General features: G+C 62.5%; 27 protein-coding genes, 1 tRNA gene and 1 pseudogene. 17 read left to right on the top strand and 12 right to left on the bottom strand.

Translation table 11 applies throughout. The annotated features are described in order from the left end of the window. Positions 1-444: 444 nt before the first annotated feature. Positions 445-1,430 (bottom strand): annotated as a pseudogene (locus NKJ11_RS07855) (5'-nucleotidase). Between the two features lie 366 nt (positions 1,431-1,796). Here NKJ11_RS07855 and NKJ11_RS07850 point away from each other — a divergent pair. The 3 genes from NKJ11_RS07850 to NKJ11_RS07840 are packed head-to-tail and all read left to right on the top strand — an operon-like array spanning position 1,797 to position 4,368. Then, positions 1,797-2,171, top strand: coding sequence for a DUF3489 domain-containing protein (locus tag NKJ11_RS07850; RefSeq protein ID WP_245273115.1), 375 nt, complete (start codon positions 1,797-1,799; stop codon positions 2,169-2,171). A gap of 5 nt (positions 2,172-2,176) precedes the next feature. Further along, positions 2,177-2,683 carry a DUF2924 domain-containing protein gene (locus NKJ11_RS07845; RefSeq protein WP_352793012.1) on the top strand — a complete coding sequence of 169 codons (507 nt, stop codon included), beginning with the start codon at positions 2,177-2,179 and terminating at the stop codon, positions 2,681-2,683. Next, positions 2,680-4,368, top strand: coding sequence for a recombinase family protein (locus tag NKJ11_RS07840; RefSeq protein WP_023809640.1), 1,689 nt, complete (start codon positions 2,680-2,682; stop codon positions 4,366-4,368). The genes NKJ11_RS07845 and NKJ11_RS07840 overlap by 4 nt, the downstream gene beginning before the upstream one ends. A gap of 213 nt (positions 4,369-4,581) precedes the next feature. Here NKJ11_RS07840 and NKJ11_RS07835 read toward each other — a convergent pair. Further along, positions 4,582-4,657: transfer RNA gene (locus tag NKJ11_RS07835), tRNA-Ile, on the bottom strand. A 135-nt stretch (positions 4,658-4,792) separates the two neighbouring features. Between NKJ11_RS07835 and NKJ11_RS07830 the strand changes: the two genes are divergently transcribed. Continuing rightward, the gene (locus NKJ11_RS07830) at positions 4,793-5,506 is read left to right on the top strand and encodes an SIMPL domain-containing protein (RefSeq protein WP_352793011.1); all 714 of its coding nucleotides are present in this window, start codon (positions 4,793-4,795) and stop codon (positions 5,504-5,506) included. 186 nt (positions 5,507-5,692) lie between these two features. On the opposite strand, the gene NKJ11_RS07825 is transcribed toward NKJ11_RS07830, so the two are convergent. Next, positions 5,693-6,049, bottom strand: coding sequence for a hypothetical protein (locus tag NKJ11_RS07825; RefSeq protein WP_023809642.1), 357 nt, complete (start codon positions 6,047-6,049; stop codon positions 5,693-5,695). Positions 6,050-6,298: 249 nt separating this feature from the next. After that, positions 6,299-6,745, bottom strand: a complete 447-nt coding sequence (locus NKJ11_RS07820; protein ID WP_013530173.1) for a YcgN family cysteine cluster protein — start codon at positions 6,743-6,745, stop codon at positions 6,299-6,301. A gap of 197 nt (positions 6,746-6,942) precedes the next feature. Between NKJ11_RS07820 and NKJ11_RS07815 the strand changes: the two genes are divergently transcribed. Continuing rightward, the gene (locus tag NKJ11_RS07815) at positions 6,943-9,087 is read left to right on the top strand and encodes an OmpA family protein (protein WP_352752110.1); all 2,145 of its coding nucleotides are present in this window, start codon (positions 6,943-6,945) and stop codon (positions 9,085-9,087) included. A 305-nt stretch (positions 9,088-9,392) separates the two neighbouring features. Beyond that, on the top strand, positions 9,393-9,917 hold the full coding sequence (locus NKJ11_RS07810; RefSeq protein WP_352752108.1) for a TIGR00645 family protein: 525 nt from the start codon (positions 9,393-9,395) through the stop codon (positions 9,915-9,917). A 134-nt stretch (positions 9,918-10,051) separates the two neighbouring features. Here the strand turns inward: NKJ11_RS07810 and NKJ11_RS07805 are convergent, their stop codons facing one another. Next, positions 10,052-10,918 (bottom strand): SDR family oxidoreductase, encoded by an 867-nt coding sequence (locus NKJ11_RS07805; protein WP_128305473.1) that lies wholly within the window; start codon positions 10,916-10,918, stop codon positions 10,052-10,054. Positions 10,919-11,096: 178 nt separating this feature from the next. Between NKJ11_RS07805 and NKJ11_RS07800 the strand changes: the two genes are divergently transcribed. Together NKJ11_RS07800 and NKJ11_RS07795 are read left to right on the top strand one after the other, a co-directional pair. Beyond that, positions 11,097-11,363 carry a type II toxin-antitoxin system VapB family antitoxin gene (locus NKJ11_RS07800; RefSeq protein ID WP_023809646.1) on the top strand — a complete coding sequence of 89 codons (267 nt, stop codon included), beginning with the start codon at positions 11,097-11,099 and terminating at the stop codon, positions 11,361-11,363. Next, positions 11,360-11,749, top strand: a complete 390-nt coding sequence (locus tag NKJ11_RS07795; RefSeq protein WP_352555774.1) for a type II toxin-antitoxin system VapC family toxin — start codon at positions 11,360-11,362, stop codon at positions 11,747-11,749. Before NKJ11_RS07800 ends, NKJ11_RS07795 begins: the two co-directional genes overlap by 4 nt. Positions 11,750-11,755: 6 nt before the next feature. Here the strand turns inward: NKJ11_RS07795 and NKJ11_RS07790 are convergent, their stop codons facing one another. Further along, entirely contained in the window at positions 11,756-12,391 is a 636-nt protein-coding gene (locus NKJ11_RS07790) for a helix-turn-helix transcriptional regulator (protein WP_127297399.1), read from the bottom strand. An 8-nt stretch (positions 12,392-12,399) separates the two neighbouring features. Beyond that, on the bottom strand, positions 12,400-13,272 hold the full coding sequence (locus NKJ11_RS07785) for a S1C family serine protease (protein WP_023809649.1): 873 nt from the start codon (positions 13,270-13,272) through the stop codon (positions 12,400-12,402). Positions 13,273-13,440: 168 nt separating this feature from the next. On the opposite strand from NKJ11_RS07785, the gene NKJ11_RS07780 reads away from it, so the two are divergent. Next, the gene (locus NKJ11_RS07780; RefSeq protein WP_023809650.1) at positions 13,441-14,391 is read left to right on the top strand and encodes a S1C family serine protease; all 951 of its coding nucleotides are present in this window, start codon (positions 13,441-13,443) and stop codon (positions 14,389-14,391) included. Positions 14,392-14,397: 6 nt separating this feature from the next. Here NKJ11_RS07780 and NKJ11_RS07775 read toward each other — a convergent pair whose 3' ends face one another. Then, a complete protein-coding gene (locus NKJ11_RS07775) occupies positions 14,398-14,823 on the bottom strand; it encodes a VOC family protein (protein ID WP_023809651.1) in 426 nt (141 codons plus the stop codon). A gap of 66 nt (positions 14,824-14,889) precedes the next feature. Here NKJ11_RS07775 and NKJ11_RS07770 point away from each other — a divergent pair, with 66 nt between their 5' ends. Next, complete coding sequence (locus NKJ11_RS07770; RefSeq protein WP_023809652.1) at positions 14,890-15,510, top strand: TetR/AcrR family transcriptional regulator; 621 nt, start codon at positions 14,890-14,892, stop codon at positions 15,508-15,510. Here NKJ11_RS07770 and NKJ11_RS07765 read toward each other — a convergent pair. Continuing rightward, on the bottom strand, positions 15,449-16,399 hold the full coding sequence (locus NKJ11_RS07765) for a LysR family transcriptional regulator (protein ID WP_023809653.1): 951 nt from the start codon (positions 16,397-16,399) through the stop codon (positions 15,449-15,451). The genes NKJ11_RS07770 and NKJ11_RS07765 overlap by 62 nt on opposite strands. A gap of 111 nt (positions 16,400-16,510) precedes the next feature. On the opposite strand from NKJ11_RS07765, the gene NKJ11_RS07760 reads away from it, so the two are divergent. Continuing rightward, on the top strand, positions 16,511-17,146 hold the full coding sequence (locus NKJ11_RS07760) for an FMN-dependent NADH-azoreductase (RefSeq protein WP_023809654.1): 636 nt from the start codon (positions 16,511-16,513) through the stop codon (positions 17,144-17,146). Between the two features lie 55 nt (positions 17,147-17,201). Here NKJ11_RS07760 and NKJ11_RS07755 read toward each other — a convergent pair whose 3' ends face one another. Next, the gene (locus NKJ11_RS07755) at positions 17,202-17,501 is read right to left on the bottom strand and encodes an AzlD family protein (protein WP_023809655.1); all 300 of its coding nucleotides are present in this window, start codon (positions 17,499-17,501) and stop codon (positions 17,202-17,204) included. Continuing rightward, positions 17,498-18,232 carry an AzlC family ABC transporter permease gene (locus tag NKJ11_RS07750; RefSeq protein WP_023809656.1) on the bottom strand — a complete coding sequence of 245 codons (735 nt, stop codon included), beginning with the start codon at positions 18,230-18,232 and terminating at the stop codon, positions 17,498-17,500. The genes NKJ11_RS07755 and NKJ11_RS07750 overlap by 4 nt, the downstream gene beginning before the upstream one ends. Before the next feature lie 173 nt (positions 18,233-18,405). Here NKJ11_RS07750 and NKJ11_RS07745 point away from each other — a divergent pair, with 173 nt between their 5' ends. From NKJ11_RS07745 to NKJ11_RS07720, 6 genes are all read left to right on the top strand, one after another. Further along, complete coding sequence (locus tag NKJ11_RS07745; RefSeq protein WP_352793009.1) at positions 18,406-18,864, top strand: Lrp/AsnC family transcriptional regulator; 459 nt, start codon at positions 18,406-18,408, stop codon at positions 18,862-18,864. A gap of 126 nt (positions 18,865-18,990) precedes the next feature. Further along, a complete protein-coding gene (locus tag NKJ11_RS07740) occupies positions 18,991-20,193 on the top strand; it encodes an MFS transporter (protein WP_023809657.1) in 1,203 nt (400 codons plus the stop codon). A gap of 21 nt (positions 20,194-20,214) precedes the next feature. After that, the gene (locus NKJ11_RS07735; RefSeq protein ID WP_352613118.1) at positions 20,215-20,901 is read left to right on the top strand and encodes a hypothetical protein; all 687 of its coding nucleotides are present in this window, start codon (positions 20,215-20,217) and stop codon (positions 20,899-20,901) included. 116 nt (positions 20,902-21,017) lie between these two features. Then, positions 21,018-21,281, top strand: a complete 264-nt coding sequence (locus NKJ11_RS07730; RefSeq protein ID WP_127297410.1) for a YMGG-like glycine zipper-containing protein — start codon at positions 21,018-21,020, stop codon at positions 21,279-21,281. A 49-nt stretch (positions 21,282-21,330) separates the two neighbouring features. Beyond that, positions 21,331-21,954, top strand: coding sequence for an outer-membrane lipoprotein carrier protein LolA (locus NKJ11_RS07725; RefSeq protein ID WP_128305484.1), 624 nt, complete (start codon positions 21,331-21,333; stop codon positions 21,952-21,954). A 93-nt stretch (positions 21,955-22,047) separates the two neighbouring features. After that, positions 22,048-22,257 (top strand): hypothetical protein, encoded by a 210-nt coding sequence (locus NKJ11_RS07720; protein WP_023809661.1) that lies wholly within the window; start codon positions 22,048-22,050, stop codon positions 22,255-22,257. 88 nt (positions 22,258-22,345) lie between these two features. Here NKJ11_RS07720 and NKJ11_RS07715 read toward each other — a convergent pair whose 3' ends face one another. Continuing rightward, positions 22,346-22,645, bottom strand: coding sequence for an HlyU family transcriptional regulator (locus tag NKJ11_RS07715; protein ID WP_127268097.1), 300 nt, complete (start codon positions 22,643-22,645; stop codon positions 22,346-22,348). Positions 22,646-22,738: the final 93 nt, after the last annotated feature.

Genomic DNA, 22,738 nt, shown 5'->3' with positions numbered 1-22,738 from the left:
TTGCAAGGGGCGCGAGTCAATGAATGGTTAAGGACGTACATTTCGGGTTTTGTCTCGGTTTGAAATACAGAAAATCGACGGCGGCGTTGCGGGCGTCTCAAAACCCCGAACGCTTCGAAGGTCGTAACTGATGGTGTGGGCGCCCGAAAACAATGGCAACGAACCCTCCGGGTGCAGATCGCGGCGGCTGTCCTGACCGTAGCCTTTCGCGCTCTGCTACAAGCTGCGATCATTGAGCCGACAACCTCAGTATCTCGGATCGTCTAGCGGCATCGGCGTGCTACATCGTCCGTTCGCTTTAATGTCCGCTCCTCGGATGCGGCCGGGTTCTGCTCAACGTCGTTATGTGGGCGCAAAGCCGCCGTTCGGCTTCCACTATGCCCAGATCGCATGCCGTCACGTTCGGACGCTCAGTCAAAGCGAACGAGATCTAATCCTGAAGAATCAGCCGGCCGGGATTACCGGCGCAGCCGGATCGTGAGGTCCGGGAACATGGCCGGCAGGAACCACTGCCGCCGCGCCTAATACGTGCTTCTCTTGATCATCAAAGAAAATGTGGGCCCCGAGCGCCTTCAGGATGGGTGCTTTCTCACGGCTGCCTACGAAGTGCGCCTCGTCAGCTGGTGTTCCCCACGCTCTCAGCGTCCGAATTACGCGCTCATGCGCAGGGGCGTTCCGGGCAGTGACAAGTGCGATGCGGACCTTACTCACGTTGCCCTCATTAAGGAAAACTCGGCGCAATGCCGATAACTTGTGAAGAAAATTGCCAAACGGGCCGCGCGCCATCGGATTGCTCGCGTTCGCGGTCTCATGCGCAAGGAAAGCCTCCAGGCCCTTTTCTTTGTAGATTGCGTCGGACTCGGGGCCAAACACTACAGCATCGCCGTCGAACGCGACCCGGACCTCGCCCTGGGGTGTTTCGGCACGATCCTTGGGCGCCAAGCCAAGCCGAGCAGCGGCTGCTCCGCCGTCCACCGCTCCTTTTACATCCGTGTCCGCGTTTGAGAGAAATAGGTCAATGCCCCAAGCAGGAACAAAAGGAGCGAGTGACCGCCCGCTAGTAAAACTGCCTGTCTTGACGACAAGCCCATAATGATCGATCGACTTGAACGCTCGGAGAGAGAGGTCGGGCGAGTTCTGGGACAGAAGGATCACTTCAACATACGGAGCAGCCTCAGGATCGTTCAGCGCGAGTAACCGCTCGACTACCTCAAAGCCAGCACCCCTGCGGAGGATCACGTCCTCGCGTTCGATTGCATGGCCGCATACGACTTGACGCCGTAGTTCTCGAATACGCGATGTTCCTCCTCCAGATCAAAAAGAGCGCGCGTAGAGATTCCGATGCGGAGAGGGCTGGCCCTTAGCGTAGACCCTGGATCGCCATTCCCCTTGTCATCTTCGGCTGTAAGAGAGGCTTCCGCGATTTCCATTTGCCCTTCCTCCGATATTAAGACAGCCTAGGCAATGCCCTTTCTATATTTGACTTATTTCCGAAGAATTGAAGATCTGCGGTTCATTGCGGATCGCTGTCATTTCATCGCGATTTCCTAACTTTTCAAATGCCAGATGGACTTGGGAGCATCGACACGTCGTGGGAAGGTCCACTGGTGTGGTCTAAGCCCTCGAAGGCAGCGATATTCGACTGGACTTCATACGGCAACGAAGCATTGGTGTTGCCAGCGCAGCAGAAGAACAATGGATTAACAACGAGCAGAATCTCCAGCCCGCCAAGACAGCGGGCTTCGGTCAGTACAAGCGCCGGAATGGTCCGGGCTTCTAACTGATGGAGATTTGAAATGTCTATCTTTAACAACACCACTATGAAGGCCGACAATGCGGAAGCCGCCGATACGGCACCCAGCGTCGACGACAGCACCCCAACCCGGAAGCCGCGCGAGAAGTCCGTGGTGACCGTCGCGGTGACGGTCAAGAAGGCAAAGGACGAAGCGCCCGCAGCGCCTACCAAAACCGACATCGTCCTCAAGAAGCTGAAGTCGGCCAAAGGCGCTACAATCCAAACCCTGATGGATGCGACGGGATGGCAGGCGCATTCGGTGCGGGGTTTCCTCTCCGGTACCGTCAAGAAGAAGCTTGGCCACGAACTGCTCAGCGACACCGGCAAGGACGGACAAAGGCGGTACCGCATTGCCGAGGCGAAGACCGCCGGTTGACCTAGATGCGCAAAAGACAGGATCTGGATAGTGAGATCGCCGGGATTGGCGGTCTCACGCGTGATGAACTCACGGCAGCATGGAAAAAGGCCTATGGCTGCCCGCCGCCCAAAGGGGTCAAACGTGGGTTGCTTGAACGGTCGGCCGCCTGGCATCTCCAGGCCAAGCGATTGGGTGGTTTACCTTCGACCGTCAAGAAAACACTCGGAGCAGGCAACGCGCGCCAGTCCAACGTAAAGGCTGTCCAACCGAGCAATACTGGACCGGATCGCGAGGACGGTGTTCCGTCGGTCCGAGCAGCGTCATCGGATAAGGCACTAACGTCGCCGCCACGATCCCTTCCGCCAACAATCGGCTCCCGTCTGGTGCGGGAATGGAATGGCCGGATGCACGTTATCGAAGTGGTCTATGACGGCTTCGTGCTCGATGGCAAGACGTACGGATCGCTGTCGGCTGTCGCCCGCCGCATTACCGGCGCCCATTGGTCTGGCCCGAGGTTCTTTGGCCTATGACAGCAATCCCTCGCCTCAACTGCGCGATCTACACTCGCAAATCGACCGAAGAGGGATTGGAGCAGGAATTCAATTCGCTCGATGCCCAGCGCGAAGCGTGCGCGGCCTTCATCGCATCGCAGGTCGGTCTTGGCTGGAAGTTGATGCCAAGCCACTACGATGACGGCGGGATTTCGGGCGGCACGATGGAGCGCCCTGCCCTGCAGCGTCTCCTACAGGACATCCGGGACAAAGAGGTCGATGTGGTGGTCGTCTACAAGATCGACCGCCTCACCCGTTCGCTGATGGATTTTTGCAAGATCGTCGAGATCTTCGATGCCAGCTCCGTCTCGTTTGTCTCGGTCACGCAGCAGTTCAACACCACAACCTCAATGGGCAGGCTCACGCTCAACGTGCTCTTGTCCTTCGCCCAGTTCGAGCGAGAGGTTACAGCAGAGCGTATCCGCGACAAGATCGCGGCCTCGAAGAAGAAAGGCATGTGGATGGGTGGCGTGGTGCCCCTGGGCTATCGTGTCGAGTACCGCAAGCTGGTGATTGACGAAACCGAGGCACAAACAGTCAGACACCTGTTCGCCCGCTATCTCACCCTGAGGTCAGTGCGCGACCTTGTCGATGAGGCTGCGAGCGACGGGGTTTCCACACGATCGCGACACCTCATAGACGGATCAGTTGCAGTTACCATGCCGTTTGGTCGCGGCAACCTCTACCACCTGCTTTCGAACCCGGTCTACGTCGGCAAGATCAGGCACAAGGATCAGGTCTACGATGGAGAGCACAAGCCAATTGTCACGTCTGCCACGTTCGACGAGGCCCAGGCACTACTTGCCTCTCAGGCGCCGCGGCGGCGAAGCGAGTCCAATGTCACGCAAGCCCATTTGCTCACCGGTCTGCTCTTTGATGAAGCGGGCGAGAAATTGCGATCGGTTCATGCCAATAAGCAAGGTGTTCGCTACCGATACTATGTCTCAAAGCAGTTCGTCGATGAGCGCAGGAAAGGTTCCGAGGGCTGGCGTCTTCCGGCACCCGCACTTGAGTCAGTTGTTGAGCATCGCCTCAATCGGATTCTCAGTGATCAAGCCCAACTGTCTGATTGGATTCGGCAATGGGCAGACTCTGGCGAAATCCAGGCAGCGATGCGGCGAGTTGACGAGATGCGGTCGTGTTGGGCTTCAGGCACTACGGATGCGAAGCGATCTCTCCTCCAAAAGATCGTTCACAGGATCACCCTCAAGCTTGGTTTATTGACCATCGAACTGGATCGCCGCTCGCTATCGGAATTGCTTCTCGACCGAAAGCTGCCACCCAACGATAGCGCCCAAGTAACTTCCATCGAATGTCCAATCGGAATGAAGCGTCGCGGCGTCGAAACGCGGATCGTGCTTACCAACGGATCCAATATCAACCGGGCACCCGATGCCGCCTTGATCAACCTTCTGCGCCGCGCCCACCTATATCTCGGCCAACTTACAGACGGAGTCGGTCGCAGCCTTACCGACGTTGCCATGCTCAACGGCACCGATACATCCGAGGTCAGCCGCCTATTGCCCTTCGCTTTCCTCGTTCCAAAAATTGCGGCCAACATCGTTGCAGGTGATCAACCTGTTGAACTAACGGCGCACCGGCTGTCCCGATTGTCGGACCTCCCCCTTACTTGGACTGACCAGGCTGCACTCCTGGGCTTCTAACCATCCGGCGAGCATCTCGCTGACCAGTCGACCATCGCTTTGGCAAACACTTGGCTACGGAATTCGCCCGACAGAGACGGACGACTTAAAAGTCGGGTGTTTTGCGTTTACCGCGGCGTCTCAGCCAAGTGTTGCCCACTACTCGGCGCTAACCCACGGAAATGTCGGAGGTATTCTGAGACGGTCGAAACCCCGAAAAACGAGGGGACTGGATGGTGGGCCCGGAGGGACTCGAACCCCCAACCAAGCGGTTATGAGCCGCCGGCTCTAACCATTGAGCTACAGGCCCCACGCGGGCTGGATTAATGTTTTTCGCATCGCGGCACAAGGCTTTCCCGATGGGCTTCCGCAGATCGCCCAAATCAACCCATAATCGCGCTCTACGCGGCCCCTTGCGACTTGATCGCAGACCAAGGAGATTTTCATGACCAGACATCTTTTGCCTCTCGCGCTCGCCACTGCAATCGCTTTTCCGGCGATGGCTGGAGCCGCCGATCTGCCGACGCCGCCCCGCATCATCGTGTCGGGCGAAGGCGAAGCAACCGTAGCGCCTGATCTGGCGGTCCTGACGCTGAGCGTCATGCGCGAGGCCAAGACCGCGCGCGCGGCGCTCGATGCCAACAATGACGCCATGGCCGCCGTGATCGCGGCGATGAAGTCGGCCGGCATCCAGGATCGCGACCTGAAGACCGCCGGCATCCAGATCAACCCGCGCTACAACTACACCAACAAGCCGGACGGCAGCCAGGAAGCCGAACTCGTCGCCTATCAGGTGACCAACACGCTTTCGGTGCGGGTGCGCGATGTCGACAAGACGGGCGAGATCCTCGACAAGGCAGTGTCGCTCGGCGTCAACCAGGGCGGCGGCATCGCCTTCACCAATGACAACCCGGCGGCCACGGTCACCGAGGCGCGCAAGAAGGCGGTCGCCAACGCCATGGCCAAGGCCAAGACGCTGGCCCAGGCCGCCGGCGTCAGCCTCGGTCGCGTGCTCGAGATCACCGATCAGAACATGGCGCCGACGCCAATGCCGATCAACGCCAAGGCCTTCGACGCCGCGGCCGGTGCTGCGGCTCCGGTGCAAGCCGGTGAGAACGCCTACAATGTGCAGGTCACCGTCACCTTCGAACTGAAGTAGGCGGCTCTGACGATCCGTGGCTGAGCCTGACCACGGCAATCATCAGCCAATAGCGTGCATGAAAAACCCCGCGGGATTGCTCCCGCGGGGTTTTTTCGAGCCACACCCTTCAAACGGAAAGGGGCTCGGCTAGTCCCGGCTGATCCTCGCAGACGATCATGCCTCTATGATCCGCCAAAGCCGGCCTTAGCGATAGATGACGGGGCAGCCGCGCTCATTGGCGAACACGACGACGACGCGGTCGCCGTCCTGGCGGCCCATCACCTTCACCGTACGACGGCTGACGTCGACGATGCGGGCACGGCGCAGACCCATGCGTTCGGCCTTGTCGAGGGCGCGGTCCGGCGAGCAGCCACGGCGCCAGTCGCCACGGCGCTCGTCACGGCGATGGCGATAACCATCGTCACCGGTATAGACGCCGAAACGCGGGTCGTTGTTGTTGCCGAAGCCCAGATAGAGGCTGTCGGCGTGAGCGGGAACGGCCGCCAGCGTGCCGAGACCGACCAGGGCCGAAAGGGCTGCCGTCTTGATCGTGTTGAACATCATCTTCTCTCCTTTTGCGGGCCTTCGCCCCTTGTGAACCGATGAGGGGAGAATGCGCTTGCCTGTCTGAACTCTTTACGAACCTGCCGTTCATCTCCGGTTCATATGGCGGGAAAAGGAAAGTTCCGGCCATTCGCCATCGTCCCCAGCCCTGGTGAAGGCCAGAACGCCTGACCCGGCGCCCGGTTCCAACCCCGCGGATTGGCCGAATGTCTTCAAACGCGAGGCTCTTGCTCACCGCCGCTGGTCCTACGGCTCCTCGTCCAGTACATAGTCAAAATAGTCTTCCGGCTCGGCAAGATCGGTTTCGCTCGCCTTGACCCGGCCACGCATCGAGATGCCGGCTTCATGCACGGTCTCGGCGCTGCCCGACACCAGCCGGTGCCACCAGTAGAGGTCGCGGCCTTCGGCCACCAGCCGATAGGCACAGGTGCTGGGCAGCCAGCTGATGGTTCGCACATTCTGCGGCGTCAGCCCGACGCAGTCGGGAACGCGCGCCAGCCGATTGGCATAGTCCGAACAGCGGCAGGTCTCGGCGTCGAACAGCCGACAGCCGACGCTGGTCCAGTAGATCTCGCCGGTGTCCTCGTCCTCAAGCTTTGACAGGCAGCATTTGCCGCAGCCGTCGCACAGTGATTCCCACTCGGCCGGGCTCATCGCCTCCAGCGCCTTGGTTTTCCAGAATGGCGTTTCCATTTCCGGGATGTGGCCCCAGCCGCGGGCAAGGTCAAGCGCGGCAATGGTCGCAATTGCGGCTATTGCCAGGTGAATGACATGAAGTTGCCTTCAAAAGGTCGGTCAATCGCCCCGTACGGCCTCTATCAGTGCCAGACTGGAACCAATCGGCACAAGATCGGTTTCGGCAAGGATGGGACCCCACAAGGAGAATTTCGATGAAACGCCAACCACGGATTCTGGCAGGCACGGCACTTGGCCTGTTGATGGCATCCGCGCCGTTGGGCGCGTTCCCGCTTCAGGGAAGTGTCGCGTCCGGTCTTGCCCAGCGCACGGCAGCCCCATTCATCCTGGCGCAAGCAGCATGCGCCGAAGGCGAAGCGGCCGAAGCCTGCGCACAAAAGCAGCAGGCGGAACCCGAACAGAAGCGCGAGCGCAAGAAGGCCGAGCCTGAACAGCAGGCCGCGCCTGCCCAGAGCGAGCAGCCCGCCGAGGAGCAGCAGCCACGCAGGAAGAAGCGCGACCAGCAGCAGCAGGCCGAGCAGGCGCCGGCCGAACAGGCAGCACCCGCGGAGGAACAGCAGCCGCGCAGGAAGAAGCGCGACCAGCAGCAGCAAACCGAGCAGGCGCCGGCCGAACAAGCCGCACCCGCCGAGGAACAGCAGCCGCGCAGGAAGAAGCGTGACCAGCAGCAGCAGACCGAGCAGGCGCCGGCCGAACAGGCAGCACCCGTCGAGGAACAGCAGCCGCGCAGGAAGAAGCGCGACCAGCAGCAGCAGACCGAGCAGGCGCCGGCCGAACAGGCCGCTCCAGCCGAGGAACAGCAGCCGCGCAGGAAGAAACGCGACCAGCAGCAAACCGAGCAGGCGCCGGCCGGCCAGGCGGAACCGGCCAACGACAATCAGCCCGGCGAGCAGGCCAAGCCGCGCAAGAAGAACAGGCAGGACCAGCAGGCCCAACCTGAAGTCGCCCCGGCACCGAAGGAGGCTCCCGCTGGAGAGGCGACGGCCCCTGCCGGCGAACAGCCCGCGGCCCAGGGCGAGCAGCCCCAGGACACGACGAAGAAGCGTGTCAGGAAACCTGTTGGCGAGCAGCCGGCCACAGCCGAGCAGCCAGCCACCGGCGAACAACCGGCCAATGGTCAGACGGCAGCACCGGTACAGGGCGAAAGCCCGGTGCAAGGCGAAGCACCGGCCGATCCAAACGCCGCTCCCATCCTGGACAGCCAGAAGGACGCCGAGCGCAGAGGCGGCCGCAAGCAGGGCGACAAGATCGTCCCCCAGGATGGCGAGCAGCAGAATGGCGGGCAAAATGCCCAGCAAGGTGGCGATCAGGGCCGCAAGCCGGTGGCTGCTCCCATCGACCAAGGCCCGCCCCCCACCGACGACAGGGCCGCACAGCAGGAGATCAAGCCCGAGAAGATCGCGCCGGTGACCGAGGAAAAGGGCACACGCGTAGAGCGTGCACCCGATGAGAACGTCCGCGACCGCCGGCGTCCGAAAGGCGTCGACGTCGTCAGGGAACTCGGCGACCGCGTCATCCTGCAGTTCAACAACCAGACGTTCGTCGAGAGCAATGACGCCCCGCGCATGACCCGCGGCGCCAGGAACGTCTATTATGAGGATCTCTCGGGCAATCGCACCCGGGAAATCGTCGAGCGTGACAACGGTGTCCAGATCGTCACCATCCGCAACCGCTATGGCGACGTCATCCAGCGTTCGCGCATTGCGCCGGATGGACGCGAATATGTGCTGAGCTATGTCGATGAGCGGCACTATGAGGACGACAGCGACTGGCGCGATCCCGGCGATGATCTGCCGCCGATGCGGCTGACAATCCCGCGCGAGGAGTACATTCTGGACTCCGAGGATGTCCAGGATCCGGACGACTACTACACCTTCCTCGAACAGCCACCGGTGGAGAAGGTCCAGCGCCTCTACTCGATCGACGAGGTCAAACGTTCGGCACGCGTGCGCGACATCGCACGGCGCGTCGATCTCGACACGCTCAACTTCGAATTCGGCTCGGCCTCGATCTCCGACACCGAGGTGCAGAAGCTCGAGGGCGTCGCCACCGCAATGGAGAAGTTGTTGAAGAAGAACCCGGCCGAGACCTTCCTGATCGAAGGTCACACCGACGCCGTCGGCACACCGGAGGCTAACCTGGCCCTTTCCGATCGCCGCGCGGAATCAGTGGCGGAAGCGCTCACCAACGCCTTCGGCATCCCGCCGGAGAACCTGACGACACAGGGTTATGGCGAGGAGTATCTGAAGGTCAATACGTCGGCGCCGAACCGCGAGAACCGGCGCGTTGGCATTCGCCGCATCACGTCGCTGGTGGCACCGGTCGCCAGCAACAATTAGGTCATGATTTCAAAACCATGACCTGGTTTGCGGAATCGGCACGAGAAGCATCCATCCCCGGCACTGCCGGGGGTGGATGGATGTGCCGGGTTCAACAAGAATTGTACAGCCATTAGACACGGCTCATTGAATCGCGAGCGCACCTACCCCAGATTCAAGCCTGGGCGTTCCCTGCCCCGTCCCGACTCCAGCGGGACGCATTGAGCCCCGCCGGACATTGTTCGGCGGGGCTTTTTGTCTTGCAAACGGTGGCGACCTGGCGGAATACGGCCATTGTCCGAGAGATAACCAGCCGGAATCATCCTATGAAGCGTCTCGAACTCGCCATCGAATCGATCATCCTCGCGTCGCGCTGGCTGCTCGTCGTTTTCTATATAGGCCTGGCCCTTGCATTGGCCGTCTATGCGCTGTCCTTCGGCAAGAAGCTTTATGAGTTCATTACCCTGGCGTTCACGCTCGGTGACACCGACACCATCCTGAAGATGCTCGGCCTCATCGATGCCGCGCTGGTCGCTTCGCTGGTGGTGATGGTCATCATCTCGGGCTACGAGAATTTCGTCAGCCGCTTCGATGACCAGGACGGCGGCGACGACGGCGTGCATTGGCTGGGCACGATCGATGTCGGTTCGCTGAAGGTCAAGGTCGCCTCGACCATCGTCGCCATCTCGTCCATCCACCTTTTGCAGGTGTTTTTGAACTCGTCGTCCTACACCACCGACCAGTTGATGTGGCTGACCATCATCCACCTCGCCTTCGTCGTCTCGGCCTTCATGCTCGCCTATATCGACCGGCTGATGGGCCTGAGCAAAGGCAAGAAGGACGAGGCGTGACCTGCGCCGGCCGGAAGTTGAATCAGTCCGGCAGGAACGATGCCCTACCGCCTTGTTCGAGCAAGGCTTTGCCATGACTCTGCGGGTGGCGAAGGGCTTGGCTCAACGCCCGCGTCGCGTCAAAACAAAGAGTTCTAGTAAATATTCCTGATCTTGCTGTCCGTGCGGGCGAACACCTCGTCGGGGACAAAAAAGTCGCCGGCCAGCGGCCCGGTCGCATCAGGCGCATACACCGAAAAATCGCTGATGCCTTCGGCGCGCAGCACCTCCTCGTCGATGTAGAAATTGCCTGTTGTCTCGCGCGCTGGCCGCATGAAGATGGCATGCGCCGCATCGGCCATGATGTCCGGCGAACGGCTCATCGCCGCAACCGTCGCGCCGCCCAGCAGATTGCGCACCGCCGCCGTGTCTATGGTCGAGATCGGCCACAGCGAATTGACCGAGATACCGTCCTTGGCGAACTCGGCGCTCATGCCCAGCGTGCACATCGACATGCCGAACTTGGCCATCGTGTAGGCGACGTGGTTCCTGAACCACTTGGCCTTCATGTCGAGCGGCGGCGCCAGATTCAGGATGTGAGCATTTTGCGCCAACTTCAGGTGAGGAATGCACATTTTCGAGACCAGGAAGGTACCGCGCGTGTTGATCTGATGCATCAGATCATAGCGCTTCATGTCGGTCTCGAGCGTGCCGGTGAGTTGGATGGCGCTGGCATTGTTGACGCAGATGTCGATACCGCCGAATTTCTCCACGGTCCTGGCGACCGCCTCGGCCACCTGTGCCTCCTCACGGATGTCGCACAGCACAGGCAGCGCATTGCCGCCGGCCTGTTCGATCTCTTCAGCCGCCGTATAGATCGTGCCCGGCAGCTTCGGATGCGGTTCGGCGGTCTTGGCCGCGATCGTCACATTGGCGCCGTCACGCGCGGCGCGCAGCGCGATCGCCAGCCCGATGCCGCGCGACCCGCCGGAGATGAACAGCGTCTTTCCCTTGAGCGACATTTTCCCTCCGCCTGCATTGTCTCGCTGCGCGATCCTTGCCTGTGACGGCCTCGGACATCAAGAGCTTGCTGCGGGAGGCCACGGTGACGTTGCGGAGGCTATCGTGGCCAGCACTACAAACCTACTGGATTTATCGACCGCCTAGGTATATATTCTATATGGATAGGTATGATATAGAATGGCGCTATCGATCAAGAATCTGGAAGTCGAGCAACTGGCGCGCGAACTTGCCCGCCGCCGGCGCGTCTCGGTGACGGAGGCCATCCGCCAAAGTCTCGAGCGCGAGGTTGCACGCGAGCGGCTGGTGCCGCGCGACGAAGCCAGCGACCTGTTTCAGCGGTTGATGGCGATCTCCGACAGCGCCGGAAAAATCCCCAAACGCGAAAATGCGATGACCGACGACGAAATCCTTGGATACGACGAGTTCGGAATCCCGACGAAATGATCATCGATTCCTCGGCCCTGGTCGCCATTCTGCGCGCCGAGCCAGGTCACGAACGTTTCGTGCTGGCGATCACGCAGGCCAAGAGACGCCTGCTGGCCGCGCCAACTTTTCTTGAAACGACGATGGTTCTTGCCGGCGGCAAGCAAGATGAAATCCTGGATCGCCTCGACAGCTTCCTACACACCGCCTCGATCGAGACCGTCGCCTTCACCGCCGATCATGCAGCTGTCGCCCGCCAAGCCTTCCTGCGCTACGGCAAGGGTCGGCACCCGGCGGCGCTGAACTTCGGTGACTGCATCGCCTACGCCACGGCGCGGCTCGAGGCCATGCCGCTCCTGTTCAAGGGTGATGATTTCCACCTCACCGATATCGAGGCGGCGGTGTGATCGGGATCAGACCAGCACCAGCCCTTGGCGCATCGCAATGGCAATCGCATCGGTGCGGTTGGCGGCACCGAGCTTGATCAGGATTGCGGCGACATGAAACTTCGCGGTGTGCACCGAAATGTTGAGCCGCCGCGCGATCACCTTGTTTGGAGCGCCCTCGGCCAGCAGCGCCAACACTTCCGCCTCACGCGGCGACAGCGAAGGCCGGGCGGCATGCTCGTCGGAGGCTTCCTCCTCGAACGGCTCGCCATCGCCGGCACGGAAATCCTCATGGCGTCCGCTTCCGCGCTCGCCCGAGACGCGATAGCCGGCCGCGGCCAGCCGCGCCGCCGCGGCGATCAACAAATCGTCCGCGCCAGCGGACATCACGGCCAGCACCTCACCGGCGGGCCACTCGCCGCCAGCGCGTCCGGTCAGCAGCACCCGTGGAATGAGGGCCGGCACGCCATCACCAATGCTGTCGTCAACGATGGCGACGTCGGCTCTTCCACCGCCAGCCACGACCGGCAGCAGGTCATCGCTCGCGGCCAGCGATGCCGCCAGGCGCTCGGCGCGTGACGCATCGCCAAGCGCAATCAGCACCACCAGCCGCCGCGAGACGGCACCGTCATGCATGATCCGGTCGCTGGTGAGCGTGTCCATGGATCCTCTCAGCTCAGCGGCTTTTCGCCGATTGTCAGCGCGACATCGCGCTGTTCGCCGCCGCGCACGACACCGAGCGTCACCGAAGCGCCGGCACTGTCGGGTCCGAGCCTGCGGATCAGGTCCCGCGGGCCGTGCACCGCCTCGCCGTTCCACGCCACGATGATATCGCCAAGAGAGAGACCGGCGGCCTTCGCGGGACCATCGTCATCGAGACTCATCACCATCGCGCCGTGCGCGTCGCGGTCGCGTACCGGATGCAGGCCGGCGCCGAGATAGCCGCGCGCGACATGGCCCTTTTCGCGCAAGGTCGCGACCGCCCGCTCGATCGTCTCGTAAGGCATGATCAGCGCCCGGTGGCGCGGTCCGAACAACAGCATGCCGATCAGCGCACCCTTGGCGTCGAGAACCGGGCCGCCCTCGAAACGGCCGCCCGCGCCGACGGCAAGATTGATGCGCCGGTCGATGGTGCCGCCGCGCATCGAGCGCCAGGCCGGGCCGACTTCGCCCACCGAGCCTGAAACAGCCAAAGCGGAACCGTCACTGCTGCCGATGGCAATGGCGATGTTGCCCGGCCGCACCGCATCGGCCTTGGCCAACGGCGCGGCGCTGACGGCCTCCGCCGGCTTCAGCAGGGCAACACCGGTAGAAGGGTCGCGGCCAACCAGCTCGGCCTTCACCGTTTCCCCCGAAGCCAACACCAGTTCGATCTCCTCGCCGGCCTCGACAGCCTCTTCAGCGGTGACGAAATAGCCGTCGCGCCAGTGGAAGGCGCTTGCCGTGCGGTGATGATGCGTGGCGAAGCCAGCCGTTGCCGGCGCGGCCTTGGCGGCGAGATCGGCGACGGCTTGCGAAAACGCGCTCAGATTGAAATCGCTCATAATGGTCTCCTGGGTTCATCCATGCCCCAGATATCGCTCGACAGCGCGTCCGCGGGTACTCGCCTGACGGCTAGTTGCCGGTTTGACTGGCCATCTGGTCAGGTCGCTGCGGTTCCAGCCGCTCCGCACATATAGTCACGATCAAGCCTGAACACACGGAGCCCTCCCATGGCCCTCGCCGTCGCCAAATTCCAAACCGATGATACGCTGCTCGACGCCTATTCGACGACGGTTGCCGACGCCGTCGACCGCATCGGTCCGGCCGTCTGCCGCATCGAGCGCGTTGGCGGTCAGGGCGGCCATGGCTCCGGCTTCGTCATCGCGCCGGACGGGCTGGTCGTCACCAATTTCCACGTCGTCGGCGACGCCAGGACGGTGCGCGTGTCGATGCCGGACGGTGCCTCCCGCGAAGGCCGCGTGCTTGGCCGCGATCCCGACACCGACATCGCGCTGGTGCGCGCCGACGGCAGCTTTGCCGACATCGCACCGCTGGGCGATTCCAAGCGGCTGCGGCGCGGCCAGATCGCCATTGCAATCGGCAACCCGCTCGGTTTCGAATGGACCGTCACCTCCGGCGTCGTCTCCGCGCTCGGCCGCTCGATGCGCGCCTCCACCGGCCGGCTGATCGACGACGTTATCCAGACCGACGCAGCGCTCAATCCCGGCAATTCCGGCGGACCGCTGGTGTCGTCGGCCGGCGAGGTCATCGGCGTCAACACCGCCATGATCCATGGCGCGCAAGGCATCGCCTTCGCGGTTGCCTCCAACACCGCCAATTTCGTCATTTCGGAGATCATCCGCTTCGGCCGCGTGCGCCGCGCCTTCATCGGCGTCTCGGCCGACACCGTCAATCTGCCGCGACGCGCTGCCCTGTTGTCGCAAGTCTCGACCAGCACGGCGGTTCGCCTGCGCAGCGTCGAGAAGGACGGCCCGGCGGCCAAGGCCGGCTTGAAGGAGGGCGACATCATCGCCGCAATAGACGGCCGCCCGGTCACCGGCGTCGACGACCTGGTGCGCGTGCTCGACGCCGAGCGCATCGGCCGCGAGACACAATGCACCGTGGTGCGCCGCACCGGCGTCAGCCAGGTGACGGTGACGCCGGTGGCAAGGGCGGGCTGAGGACGGTCACCGTTCCGCAGCCCCCTCGGCGTACTGCGCCAGAAACGCCTCGCTCGGCGGAATCGGCTTGATGACGTCGATCAGCACGCCATTGGGGTCTTTGGTGATGAAATGGCGCTGGCCGAAGGGCTCGTCGCGCAAGGATTGGAGGATCGGCAGGCCGGCGGCAAGGATCCGCTCATAGACCGCGTCCGGGTCGCGAACCTCGAAATTGATCAGCAGGCCCGATGTGCGGCCCCGCCCCTCCTTCGGGATGGTCTCGTGGTCGCCCTGGACGATGCCGAGATTGACGCGTTTGTTGTCCACCGATTGCAGATGCACATACCAGTCGCTTTCAAACAGCGGCTGGAAGCCGAAATGCTCGACATAGAACGCCGTCGTGCCGGCGACGTCGCCGGTCATCAGCACCGGGTAATAGCTCGTCGTCTTCATCTTTCCTTCTCCCGTCAATTAACATACAGTCTGCATGTAAATTGAATTAACATACAGGCTGCATGTATGCAACGCGATTCCGCGCGCCGTTCCAACCGTGACCGTACCGAGGCGACGCGCGCCGACCTGATTGCCGCGGCGCGAAAGCTGTTTACGGAAAAATCCTATGCCGAGACCGGCACGCCGGAGATCGCCGCTGCCGCCGGCGTCACGCGCGGCGCGCTTTACCATCACTTCGCCGACAAGCAGGCGCTGTTTGCCGCCGTGGTCGACCAGGAGGCGGCAGCGGTCGCCGAGGAGATCGAGCGCGCCTCGGCGCCATCACTCAATGCCCGCGACGCACTGATTGCCGGTTCCGACGCCTATCTCACCGCCATGCGCACGCCAGGCCGCACGCGCCTGCTGCTGCTCGACGGCCCGGCCGTGCTTGGCCGCGCCGCCATGGACGCGATCGACAACCGCCATGGCAACCGCTCGCTGCGCGAAGGGCTGGTCGCGGCGATGCGGGCGCAAACGATGACGAGATTGCCGGCCGACGCGCTGACCGCACTGCTCGGCTCCGCCTTCGATCGTGCCGCCCTGGCCATCGAGGCCGGTGCGTCAGCTCAGGACTACCGCGCGGTGCTCATAGCACTGATCGATGGCCTGTCTCTTCCTCAGGCACCTCGCCCGGTTCGAACTCGTTGAAGCAGCCGAGCTGGCGCTTGAACTGGTCGATCAGCCAGGCGGCCGCTGGCTTCGGGCTGCGATCGTTGCGGTGCATGGCAAACAGCGGCGAACTCACCTCCCTGAAGGATTCGAGGTCGATTTCGACCAGCCGGCCACTCGCCAGGTCGTCTGCTATCAGCCAGCGCGGCAGCCCGCCCCAGCCCAGCCCCTCGCGCATCAGCATATGCTTGGTGCGCACATCCGTCAGCCGCCAGGTACGGTAGGCGAAGACTCCGAAGTCGCGCCCCTTGGTACGCTCCGACTGGTCGGTGACGACAAGCTGCGTGTGTTCGCGCGCATCCTCGATCGCCACCGGCTTCGGCAGCAGGGCCAGCGGATGGCTGGGCGCGGCGGCCAGCACGATCGACATGAAGCCGATGCGCGCGAGATGCACATCGACATCGCCCAGCAGGCCGCCAATGCCAAGGTCGGCCTGCCCGCTGACGACATGATCGGGGATCAGGCCGAGCGTGCCGATATGCAGGCGCAGCATCACGGTCGGAAACTGCACCTCGAATGCCTTCAACACCCGCACCAGCACCGGCGACGGCAGCGCCGCATCGACCGACAGCGCGACTTCGGCTTCGAGCCCCTGGTGGTGGCCGTCGACGCGGGAGCGGATGCGCTGCAGCACGCCGATCATGCGCCGCGCATCCTCCAGCATCGCCCGGCCGATCTCGGTCAATTGCGGCTCGCGCGTGCCCTCGCGCTCGAACAGTTTCAGCCCCAGCTGCGCCTCGAGATTGGCGATGCCGTAGCTGATCACGGACTGTGCCCGGTTGAGCTTGCGGCCGGCGGCCGAGAAGCTGCCGGCTTCGGCGACTGTCACAAAGATCTGAAGTTGATCGAGCGTCGGGTTGGGCTGCATCGATATATCTAACTTATAGATGGATCGTATAGAAAATATACCAGTTTATTGAATGGATCGAAAGCCCCATATCTGGTGGGACAAATCATTCCAACCGCTGGAGAGCCCAAAATGTCCATTCTTCTTGTCACCTCAAGCCCGCGGGGCGCCGCCTCGCATTCGACCCGCATCGCTACCGAATTCGCTGAAAAGCTCGTCGCCGCCGATCCGTCGAACACGCTCGTCGTGCGCGACCTCGTCGCCAACCCGCTGCCGCATATCGATGCCGACTACGCCAGCGGCATCTACGTGCCGGCGGAAGCCCGCACTGCGCGCCAGGCTGAAGTCGTCGGCGTCTCCGATGTGGTGCTCGACGAGCTGTTTGCCGCCGACACAGTGATCCTGGCCACAGGCTTCATCAACTTCAACATCTCCTCGACACTGAAGTCCTGGGTCGATCACATCTCTCGTTCCGGCAAGAGCTTTGCCTATGGCGAGAACGGCCCCAAGGGTCTCGTCACCGGCAAGAAGGTCTATATCGTGCTGGCTTCGGGCGGCATCTACTCCGAAGGTGCGGCCGTGCAGTTCGATCACGCCATTCCCTACCTGCGCGGCGTGCTCGGCTTCCTCGGCATGACCGACGTCGATGTCATCCGCATCGAAGGCGTCGGCATGGGTCCTGACGCGGTGACCGCAGCGCTCGCCAAGGCGACCGCCAAGGTCGATGCCGTGGTGGCCGCCAGCCAGGGTGTCGCGGCTGCCGCGTAAAGAGCCAAAATTTGTCCGCTTCGAAAGGCAGGCGTGCGCGCCTGCCTTTTTCGTTCTAGCCGATGAGGTGCCTCAGCAGACCAGCGGCGCTGACTCCGATCAGCACGGTCGGCAGCATGGAAAGCCGCGTGGCGGCTACCAGAGTAACAGCCAGCGCCAGAATATCCGCCGGGGACTTCGACACGAAGGCCGGTGCGATGACAGAGATCAGCACGCAACCAGGCGCGGCTCCCATGACCGCCGTGGCACGCGCGCTGAGTGTGCGGTTGCGCAGCACGACATAGCCGCCGATGCGCGTCAGGTAAGTGACGCCGGCCATCAGCACGATGGTGAGAAAGGTCATTGCGTCGATCATGCATCACCCGCCATCAGCCAAGCCGCGACCAGCCCCGATACCGCGCCGGCGGCGACATACCAGGCGCCGGGAACGAAGAGATAGACCAGTGCTGCCACGATCAGGCTGACCAGCCAGGGCCGCGCCGCCGCCATACCCGTCCACATGCCGCGCATCAGCACCAGGAAGACGGCCGGGAACGCCATGTCAAAACCATAGGTCCCGACGTCGCCGAGCATCGGACTGAGCAAGGCACCCAGCGTGGTGAAGGACACCCAGGCGAGATACATCGCCAGCGCCGCGCCCATATAGTAGCGCGGGCTGAAGGCCGGCGTGATGCCGGCGGCAGCGCGCTGTTTGGCATCGGCCAGGCCCAGCGCCCAGCTTTCATCGCACATAAAGAAAAGCGCCGGAAACACCTTGCGTCGTGGCAGGTGGCGCAGGAATGGCGCCAGTGCCGCACCCATCAGCAGGTGACGGCTGTTGACCAGGAAGGTGATGGCGACGATGAGCACGACGTGCGGCGGCGACGTCCACAACTGGATCGCCGCGAATTCCGAGCCGCCGGCGAAGTTCAGCCCTGTCATGGCAGACAGTTCGACCGTGCTTAAGCCTTTCTGCGTGGCCTGGGCGCCAAGCACCAGCGCATAGGGGATGGTGCCGAACAGCACCGGCGCGCAGGACGCCACGCCACGGCGGAACTCGGATCCCGAACCATTGCCCGCCGCCTCGACTGCCTGTGAAATGCTCATGCGTCTCCCCTGGCGCGCCTCGCGGCCGCCGCTCCCGGGTTGCTTCTGGACTCTTGTGATGTCGGCCGCAAACATAGCGGCACCGGCTCACAATTTGGTTGCGAAGATTGTTGTGTTTCATCAGAATTTGGCATTTGGCGCTACAAAGCCATAAATAGATGGAATCCAGAGCCATGAAACTTGATGAGATCGACAAGCGGATCCTGCGGGCGCTGCAGCGCGACGGCCGCATGGCCAACAACGATCTGGCCAATGAGGTCGGGCTGTCGCCATCGCCTTGCCTGCGTCGCGTGAAGCTGCTGGAGCAGGCCGGTGTCATCGACCGCTACGTCGCCGTGCTCAACCCCGCCAGCATCGGCAAGGGCCTGACCTTCTTCACCCGCATCTGGTTGAAAACGCAGGACGAGGACACGATCGAGCATTTCGCCACCGAAGTCGCCAAGCTGCCGCAGGTGATGGAGTGCTACCTGATGCTCGGCGATTGCGACGCCATGGTGCGTGTGGTGGCGGCCGGCATCGACGATTACCGCCGCTTCCAGTCGGAGCATCTGAGCCGCATCAAGGGCGTGCAGAACGTCAAGACCGACGTCCCCAGCCAGACGATCAAATACACGTCGGAACTGCCGATCTGAGCTACTGAAAACGGCGTCACGTCAAACTGGATAAAAAATGCAACCGGATTGTAGGATCGAACCCGGTGCCGGCGTCCTTCGGGTGCAAGCAGCGCGCAGCGCTGCCCTTAGGCATGGGAGATTTGAATGAGCCTTTCCTATCGTTGGGTCATCGTCGCCGCTGGCGCGCTGATGTCCTGCGTCGCCATCGGGACGATGTTTTCGCTGGCGATCTTTCTCGAGCCGATGGCGGTCGACACCAACTGGTCGCGCGCCGGCATTTCGAGCGCCATGACGCTCAACTTCCTGGTGATGGGCCTTGGTGGCTTCGCCTGGGGCGCGATATCGGACCGTTTTGGCGCCCGCATCGTCGTGATGATCGGCGCGGTGCTGCTCGGGCTGGCGCTGGTGCTGGCCAGCCGCGCCGGTTCGCTGCTGAGCTTCCAGGTCACCTATGGCGTGCTGGTCGGTCTCGCGGCAAGCGCCTTTTTCGCGCCGATGATCGCGCTGACCACAGGCTGGTTCGACACCAACCGCAGCCTTGCCGTCTCACTGGTCTCGGCCGGCATGGGCGTGGCGCCGATGACGATCTCGCCCCTCGCCCGCTGGCTGATCTCCGCCTATGATTGGCGCACCGCCATGTTCGACATCGGCATTACCGCCTGGGTGCTGCTGTTGCCGGCGGTGCTGCTGGTGCGCCAGCCGCCGAAGCCCGTCTTAGTCGACCCCGGCTCCGCGCCGGTTGCCGAAGGTGCCGGCCTGACGGTCGGCCAGGCGCTGCGCTCGCCGCAATTCATCGTGCTGGGGCTGACCTTCTTTGCCTGCTGCGCGGCGCATTCCGGGCCGATCTTCCACATGGTCAGCTATGCCATGCTGTGCGGCGTCGCCCCCATGGCAGCGGTCTCGATCTACAGTGTCGAAGGCCTGGCAGGCCTCGGCGGCCGGCTCTTCTACGGCGTGCTGGCCGACAGGCTGGGCGTCAAGCCGGTGCTGATCGCGGGCCTGGCGATCCAGGCGATCGTCATTGCCGCCTATCTGTCGATCAGCCAGCTTGAGCAGTTCTACATGCTGGCCGTTATCTTCGGTGCCACCTATGGCGGTGTCATGCCGCTCTATGCGGTGCTGGCGCGCGAATATTTCGGCCAGCGCATCCTCGGCACCGTGTTCGGCGCCGCCACCATGCTGTCCAGCCTCGGCATGGCGCTGGGACCGCTTGCCGGCGGCATGGTGTTCGACGCCTACGCCAACTATTCCTGGCTGTTCATCGGCTCGGCTCTTATCGGGCTCGGCGCGGTCGGCATCGCCATCGCGTTCCCGCCACTGCCGCGCAGGGAGTTGCAGCCGGCTTAGCCCAGGTCGATTTCCCAAACCTTGCTGGCCAGGCGCGCAATCAGCCTGGCCCGTTCGGTTCGCCACGGATCCTGTCCCCTGTTTCATCCGTTCCCCCCCTTGCGCGGGGCAGTCCACGGACAACATTTGCACCGTGGGATCTCGACTGAGCTCGCGCATCCAGTCCACGCCAGAGAGGACACCCTGATGGCGGAACATCCGAGTGGAAGCGAAAGCAACAGAATTGCCGCAAGCGCTGTTGCCGACGACGATCCGCGTCTTGCATTCATTTATCAGGAGGCGGTGAGAGGTCTCACGCAACAGCAGACCCTTGTGGAGAACATGAGCACCCGCGCCGGCAGCCTTGTCTTTGCCACCGCATTCGCAAACTCATTGCTCGGCGGTGCGGCCCTTTCCAATGGGCTTGGGCTCTGGGACTGGACCGCGGTGGCCCTGCTGTTCGGCATCGGCGGGTTGATCGTCTTCATGCTTTGGCCCTACCACCAATATACATTCCGCTTCGATCCGGAAGAGCTGCTTGATCAATATGTCGACGGCGACAGGCCGACGACGATGTCGGCCATGCGCCGCGCGCTTGCCCTTCGCATCAAGGCGGACATGGCCGGCAACTGGCGAATTATCCAGCGGCTGCGGGTGGCGCTGCAGATTGCGCTGCTGTTTCTGCTGCTCGACATCCTGGCCTGGCTTTTGGCGATCGCAGGCATTTGAGCCGAAGGCGCGTGGCTCCGCCACGGCCAGGCTTGAATGGCAGGCAACGGTCGATGGATCGAAAAGCTCTCTTGAGCATTTAAGCTTTGGCTAATAGTAGCCCCAGGAGAGAACCAATGAAAAAGACGCTGCTCATTTTGAGCCTGCTCATTCCGCTCTCGGCGTGCTCCCGTACCGAACAAGGCGCCGCCGTCGGCGGCTTGGGTGGCGCGGCCGTAGGCGCCGCGGTGGCCGGAGACCCTGTGGAAGGGGCGGTTGTTGGCGGTGCGGTTGGTGCGATAGCAGGGGCCGTCATCGGCCACGCCAGCGAAGCCGGCCAGTGCAGATATCGCGATCGGTACGGCCGGGTTTACGTCGCGCGGTGCCCGAACGGCTACTGATCTCAACGCGTGATCTCCTTCGATCACGCGTTTGCTGGGGGTTAATCGAATGGCCTATCGGATCAAAAAGCTGCTGGGTTTCTTGTGTGCCGTTATCGGCGTTGCCGCGGTGAATGCCGGGGCTTCGGCCGCGCCGGTTGAAGCAAAGACGATTGCCGATCACTTCTCATCGGTGAAATCCATGTCAGGGGATTTCGTGCAATCAGGCCCGAAAGCGGAAAGAAAACACGGCAGGTTTTTTCTCCAACGCCCAGGCAAGATCCGGTTCAACTATGCAGGCCAATCTGGGGTCAGCGTGATCGCGGATGGCAAATCCCTGGTGGTTTATAACAGGAGACTGAAGACATCGCGGCTTTATGCTCTCTCGAAGACGCCGCTTAAGCTGCTGCTCGACAACAAGGTCGACTTCTCCGGCAGTCGCGTCAAAAGCATCAGAGAAGACGGCGCTCAAGTAACCGTCAAGCTGGCCGACAGATCGGCTTTCGGCAATTCGAACATCTCCATGGTGTTCGACAGAAAATCGCTAGATCTGCGCAGATGGAGCCTCACCGACGAGAAGGGACTTACCACGACGGTGACCATCTCAAATGTGAGGCAAGGCGTTCGCGCTCCCGAGGGCACCTTCGTTATCGATTATGCGGCAAACCGTGAATTCAACACCACAACGAAATAGCCGAAACCGCAGCCATAATCACAGCGCCGGAACCAATAGGATCAGCGGCGGTTTAGTCCATGAAGGGACCGGAACCGCAAAGGACGCGGCACAATGATTGAAATTCACAGCATCGAAGCGGCCAACGCCAGACTGCGCATAAGGAGAGCCGAGCGCTCTCTAAAGCGCGCGAATGACTTGCTGGACGAGGAAGGCGGCGTCGCTCTTAACTTGGCATTGTGCGGCCGGATAAGGGCCGCGAGAAGGCATCTGATCGAGGCCAGGACCCGCCTGATGACGATTGATCCCACCAGGACGAGTTGATCGCCGGCGGTCGTACGTCAACCCGGACCGAGAGGTCCATCGTGGCGCAAAGGCCCGCATGGTTAGGCAGTGACCTGCTGGCGGTGATCTACCCAAAAATCCGGTCGCCCTGCTCGTCGACCAGTTGGATGCCCTTCTTGATCGAGATGTCGACGGCGTCGTCGAGCCCGGCGAAGCGGTCGGCGCGGATGAATTTGTGTTCCTTCACCACGCCGTCGATCTCCTTGGAGACGACGCCGCACGTCTGGTACTGGCCATCCGCCTTATAGGGCGTGGCGCTGATCAGGAAGCCCTTGTGCTCGACCTGCTTGGCCGGCGCTGCGCTCGTTGGCCCAGCCGTTTCGGCTCCGCTGGCGCCACCGCCGAAAAGACGCTTCAGAAAAGACATCGGGCTTCCTCCAACAGCATTCATCCCGCACCATGTAGAGTGACGCGGGATGAATTTCACTATCGGTCCTTGGCCCAGCGGGCAAGGGCTGCG

The organism is Mesorhizobium sp. M0243 (assembly GCF_040321775.1).
Taxonomy (GTDB): domain Bacteria; phylum Pseudomonadota; class Alphaproteobacteria; order Rhizobiales; family Rhizobiaceae; genus Mesorhizobium.
The sequence above is the reverse complement of the archived record's forward strand: the minus strand, read 5'-3'. Positions and strand labels throughout refer to the sequence as shown.

Coding starts and splice junctions, on each gene's coding strand:
- NKJ11_RS07850 (WP_245273115.1), top strand. CDS start 1,797: ATGTCTATCTTTAACAACACCACTATGAAGGCCGACAATGCGGAAGCC.
- NKJ11_RS07845 (WP_352793012.1), top strand. CDS start 2,177: ATGCGCAAAAGACAGGATCTGGATAGTGAGATCGCCGGGATTGGCGGT.
- NKJ11_RS07840 (WP_023809640.1), top strand. CDS start 2,680: ATGACAGCAATCCCTCGCCTCAACTGCGCGATCTACACTCGCAAATCG.
- NKJ11_RS07830 (WP_352793011.1), top strand. CDS start 4,793: ATGACCAGACATCTTTTGCCTCTCGCGCTCGCCACTGCAATCGCTTTT.
- NKJ11_RS07825 (WP_023809642.1), bottom strand. CDS start 6,049: ATGTTCAACACGATCAAGACGGCAGCCCTTTCGGCCCTGGTCGGTCTC.
- NKJ11_RS07820 (WP_013530173.1), bottom strand. CDS start 6,745: ATGGAAACGCCATTCTGGAAAACCAAGGCGCTGGAGGCGATGAGCCCG.
- NKJ11_RS07815 (WP_352752110.1), top strand. CDS start 6,943: ATGAAACGCCAACCACGGATTCTGGCAGGCACGGCACTTGGCCTGTTG.
- NKJ11_RS07810 (WP_352752108.1), top strand. CDS start 9,393: ATGAAGCGTCTCGAACTCGCCATCGAATCGATCATCCTCGCGTCGCGC.
- NKJ11_RS07805 (WP_128305473.1), bottom strand. CDS start 10,918: ATGTCGCTCAAGGGAAAGACGCTGTTCATCTCCGGCGGGTCGCGCGGC.
- NKJ11_RS07800 (WP_023809646.1), top strand. CDS start 11,097: ATGGCGCTATCGATCAAGAATCTGGAAGTCGAGCAACTGGCGCGCGAA.
- NKJ11_RS07795 (WP_352555774.1), top strand. CDS start 11,360: ATGATCATCGATTCCTCGGCCCTGGTCGCCATTCTGCGCGCCGAGCCA.
- NKJ11_RS07790 (WP_127297399.1), bottom strand. CDS start 12,391: ATGGACACGCTCACCAGCGACCGGATCATGCATGACGGTGCCGTCTCG.
- NKJ11_RS07785 (WP_023809649.1), bottom strand. CDS start 13,272: ATGAGCGATTTCAATCTGAGCGCGTTTTCGCAAGCCGTCGCCGATCTC.
- NKJ11_RS07780 (WP_023809650.1), top strand. CDS start 13,441: ATGGCCCTCGCCGTCGCCAAATTCCAAACCGATGATACGCTGCTCGAC.
- NKJ11_RS07775 (WP_023809651.1), bottom strand. CDS start 14,823: ATGAAGACGACGAGCTATTACCCGGTGCTGATGACCGGCGACGTCGCC.
- NKJ11_RS07770 (WP_023809652.1), top strand. CDS start 14,890: ATGCAACGCGATTCCGCGCGCCGTTCCAACCGTGACCGTACCGAGGCG.
- NKJ11_RS07765 (WP_023809653.1), bottom strand. CDS start 16,399: ATGCAGCCCAACCCGACGCTCGATCAACTTCAGATCTTTGTGACAGTC.
- NKJ11_RS07760 (WP_023809654.1), top strand. CDS start 16,511: ATGTCCATTCTTCTTGTCACCTCAAGCCCGCGGGGCGCCGCCTCGCAT.
- NKJ11_RS07755 (WP_023809655.1), bottom strand. CDS start 17,501: ATGATCGACGCAATGACCTTTCTCACCATCGTGCTGATGGCCGGCGTC.
- NKJ11_RS07750 (WP_023809656.1), bottom strand. CDS start 18,232: ATGAGCATTTCACAGGCAGTCGAGGCGGCGGGCAATGGTTCGGGATCC.
- NKJ11_RS07745 (WP_352793009.1), top strand. CDS start 18,406: ATGAAACTTGATGAGATCGACAAGCGGATCCTGCGGGCGCTGCAGCGC.
- NKJ11_RS07740 (WP_023809657.1), top strand. CDS start 18,991: ATGAGCCTTTCCTATCGTTGGGTCATCGTCGCCGCTGGCGCGCTGATG.
- NKJ11_RS07730 (WP_127297410.1), top strand. CDS start 21,018: ATGAAAAAGACGCTGCTCATTTTGAGCCTGCTCATTCCGCTCTCGGCG.
- NKJ11_RS07725 (WP_128305484.1), top strand. CDS start 21,331: ATGGCCTATCGGATCAAAAAGCTGCTGGGTTTCTTGTGTGCCGTTATC.
- NKJ11_RS07720 (WP_023809661.1), top strand. CDS start 22,048: ATGATTGAAATTCACAGCATCGAAGCGGCCAACGCCAGACTGCGCATA.
- NKJ11_RS07715 (WP_127268097.1), bottom strand. CDS start 22,645: ATGTCTTTTCTGAAGCGTCTTTTCGGCGGTGGCGCCAGCGGAGCCGAA.